Annotated in this window: 4 protein-coding genes; 2 read left to right on the forward strand and 2 right to left on the reverse strand. The window is 39.2% G+C overall.

What is annotated here, in order from left to right; genetic code table 11:
* On the forward strand, nucleotides 1–805 hold an 805-nt coding region (cysK, locus tag AB685_RS28070; protein WP_047973895.1), incomplete at its 5' end, for a cysteine synthase A.
* A 43-nt stretch (nucleotides 806–848) separates the two neighbouring features.
* Here cysK and pepV read toward each other — a convergent pair.
* On the reverse strand, nucleotides 849–2,258 hold the full coding sequence (gene pepV / locus AB685_RS28075) for a dipeptidase PepV (protein ID WP_128755962.1): 1,410 nt from the start codon (nucleotides 2,256–2,258) through the stop codon (nucleotides 849–851).
* A gap of 402 nt (nucleotides 2,259–2,660) precedes the next feature.
* Here pepV and AB685_RS28085 point away from each other — a divergent pair, with 402 nt between their 5' ends.
* Nucleotides 2,661–2,879, forward strand: coding sequence for a DeoR family transcriptional regulator (locus tag AB685_RS28085; protein ID WP_047973898.1), 219 nt, complete (start codon nucleotides 2,661–2,663; stop codon nucleotides 2,877–2,879).
* Between the two features lie 124 nt (nucleotides 2,880–3,003).
* On the opposite strand, the gene AB685_RS28090 is transcribed toward AB685_RS28085, so the two are convergent.
* On the reverse strand, nucleotides 3,004–3,714 hold the full coding sequence (locus tag AB685_RS28090) for a pseudouridine synthase (RefSeq protein WP_047973899.1): 711 nt from the start codon (nucleotides 3,712–3,714) through the stop codon (nucleotides 3,004–3,006).
* Nucleotides 3,715–3,831: the final 117 nt, after the last annotated feature.

The raw sequence follows: 3,831 nt of genomic DNA on the forward strand, positions 1-3,831 counted from the left end.
TGCAGCATACAATATGATCGTTGAAGCTGAAAAAAGCGGTCATCTAAAAGAAGGTTCAACAATCATTGAACCAACTAGCGGAAATACAGGTATTGGTTTGGCGATGAATGCTGCAGCAAAAGGGTACCGCGCGATTCTCGTTATGCCTGATACGATGTCATTAGAACGAATTAATCTTTTAAAAGCATATGGAGCTGAGGTAGTCTTAACAGAAGGCGATAAGAAAATGCCTGGAGCTATTGATAAAGCTCATGAGCTAGTCCGTGAAATACCAAATAGTTATATGCCGATGCAATTTGAAAATGACGCTAACCCAGATGCACATCGTAAAACAACAGCACTAGAAATTAAAACAGCACTTGATAGTGTCAACGAATCATTAACTGCATTTGTCGCAGCTTCTGGCACAGGTGGAACAATTACAGGTACCGGGGAAGAATTAAAACGCTTCTATCCAGAAGCATCTATTCATGTCGTTGAACCAGCTGGTTCTCCAGTCTTATCAGGTGGTAAGCCAGGTCCTCATAAGCTAGTAGGTACAAGCCCAGGCTTTATTCCTCCTATTCTTAATGAGAATGTGTATGACGAAATTTTAAAAATTGAAGATGAAGATGCTTATCGAGTTACTCGCGAGCTAGCACGAAAAGAAGGTATTCTGGTCGGACCTTCTTCAGGGGCAGCTTGTTTTGCAGCAATGGAAGTAGCAAAAACGTTAACTCCAGATGATGTTGTAGTTGCTATTGCTTGTGACACTGGCGAACGCTACCTTTCAACAGACTTATTTCAATTTGATAAAGAGCAATAAATTAAAACGGAGATGGTGAGGATACCTCACCCATCTCCGTTTTTTATTTTGCTAGCTCATACATCGCCTCTGCATAAATTGCCGTCGCTCTCATCAGGTCATCAATTAGAATGTATTCATCTTTTTGATGTGCGACATCTTCTCTTCCTGGAAACATTGGACCAAATGCCACCCCAACATCTAACGAGCGAGCGTATGTACCGCCTCCAATAGCAAGCAACGTTGCTTCTTCTCCTGTTTGACGTTGATACACTTCTTGTAAAACGTTCACAAGTGGATGATCTCCGTCTACAAAGCTTGGTGTCATATGATCAAGTAGCTCAAACTCAGCTTGATTTTGATCAGAGAATTGCTTTATAGACTCGATTACTTTTTCACCAGAAGCAGTTACTGGGTAGCGAATATTTAACCCAACCATCGCTTCCTTGTCTTTTTCAAACATTATTTTACCAACATTCACCGTAAGAGGGCCAGATATCTCATCTTCATGATTAATCCCTATTCTTACTCCAACCGTATCACCATGAAACTGACTAGCTATATTATCAATAAAAGTCGGTATTCCTTTAACCGTTAGATTTGAAAGAAATTCTGCAAGATACAAACCTGCATTTAAGCCTTTCTCTGGGGTCGAACCGTGGGCTGACTTACCAATCAAAGTTAGGGTTAATTGAGTTTCACTGTGTTCATAAGTACCTTCTATTTTATTTGCTTCGAGATACGCATGAAAAGCTTCAATTATTTGCTTAAGATCTTCCACATTCCCTGTCATAATTACCTCTGCTGATTCAGGTACCATATTCAATCGCTCACCTGACTTAAAGAAGGAAAGCTCAACTTCTGAATTTGATTCCTGTTGTGAACGATAGTGTATATTGACATCCATAATTCCTTTTTCAGCATGAATAATTGGAAAGTCTGCATCAGGAGCAAAACCAACTGTCGGCATTTCTTCATGCTTAAAATAATGGTCTACACATCTCCAATTACTTTCTTCATCTGTGCCAAAAATAATTCGAATACGTTTATTAAGCTTAAGGTCGAGCTCCTTTAATAAGGTTAGAGCAAAAAAAGYAGCTATGGTTGGACCTTTATTATCAATCGCACCACGAGCAAAAATTTTCCCGTCGCGTATATCTGCTGAAAATGGGGGACTCGTCCAACCAGAACCTGCTGGAACTACGTCAAGGTGACAAAGTATCCCGACACTTTTGTCTCCTTCACCATATTCTACGTAACCAGCATACCCGTCCACATTTTTTACAGAAAAACCATAATCTTTACCATTTGATAACATATGTGTTAATGCGCGATCGATTCCTTCTCCAAAGGGCTTATCATTTGAGGCGGTAGACTCGTCTAAAACACTGTTAATACGCAGAAATTCTTGAGTTTGATTAATTAGTTTCTCCTTACGTCTTTCTACTTCATTTTTCCAGTTAAAATTCATAATTAGAGTTCACCTCATTATAGATTCATAAAAAATCAAGCAAAACCTTTGCTAAATTGAAAGAATTATTATAAAATGTAAGCGTCGAGAGGGGTTCGATGAGATCATGTGTTTTTAACTCACTATCACGAACCAATATCAACATTACCTTGCTCCAAGATAAAAATCAAATGGTTTCCGCTACAACCAAGACATGTGTAATGCTCTTATGGCGCTGTGATAAAATGCGTTGTAAAATGTTCGTTGCTATTTATTACAGAGGTGACAACCATGGGCCAGAAATAAAGACGCATATACATCTCCCTCTGACGGTAAGTGATCCGCTGAAGTTCTGCATAATTATGTCTAAACTGACATACAATGTGCCAAAGGACTTGGTCATGATTATGAATAAGGAGTGGTTTTTTGAAAACTTCAACTGATCGTATGCTGACCCGTATTAAATCCATTTACCTCTACATTAAACAAAGGGGGATCGTCACGACGACTGAATTGGTTGAAGAGTTCGGTATAACCCAACGTACAATCCAGCGTGACTTGAATGTACTTGAGTACAACAATTTAGTTAGCAGCCCTTCGCGGGGAAAATGGAGCGTGACAGATAGAAAAACACGCGTTTCGTAAGCACACTTTATTAGTGGCTAATAAGCTGGGTTCTAATTTCCAACTGAAAATGAATGTATGAAATCATGTTAAATACTTGAAGCCCCAAAAAGACGAAAGGAACTAGTCCTTTCGTCTTTTTGCGTTACTCCTGAAATAATACTCGTTTATCTTCCTCCGTAAGTTCCCGACACTCCCCTACAGAAAGATGTTCATCCATTGGTAAGCCCCCTATCGCAATTCGCTTAAGAAAGGTTACATGTTTACCTACTGCTGCAAACATTCTCTTTACTTGGTGATATTTCCCTTCTGTTATCGTTAATTCGATTTCAGATGTGGGACCAGAAGACAACATAACAAGTTCCGCAGGCTTCGTTACATAACCATCTTCAAGCTGAACGCCCTGCTTAAATAATGCGATATCTTCTTCAGTAACTTGACCTTCGATTTTAGCATAATAGGTTTTTTTCACATGCCTTTTAGGCGACATCAAAGAATGTGAGAACTTACCATCATTTGTAATCAACAGCATTCCTTCTGTATCTTTATCAAGTCTTCCGACTGGGAACAAATCATAGATAAGATGTTCTTCCAATAGAAGATCTAAAACAGTACGATGCTGGTCATCCTCAGTAGCAGAAATAACTCCTTGAGGCTTGTTTAACATTAAGTATATATAAGGCTTATATTCTACCAGTTCCCCATGAACCGTCACCTCTGATGTGTCAGGATTCACTTGTTCCTTTCCATCTTTAGCAGGCTCACCGTCAATCCGAACTCCACCGCTTTTTAATAATTTTTTTACTTCTTTCCTAGAACCGAACCCCATATTCGAGAGTAATTTATCAAGCCTCATCTAACTCACCTTTCTTTTCTTTCAACTTCTTAGCGATTTCTTTAGCAAATCCTCCTAGATCATCATCCAAATAAGAGCGCACCACTCCTGGTATAATTTGCCTTTCCACCTGGACTG

Source organism: Bacillus sp. LL01 (genome assembly GCF_001037965.1).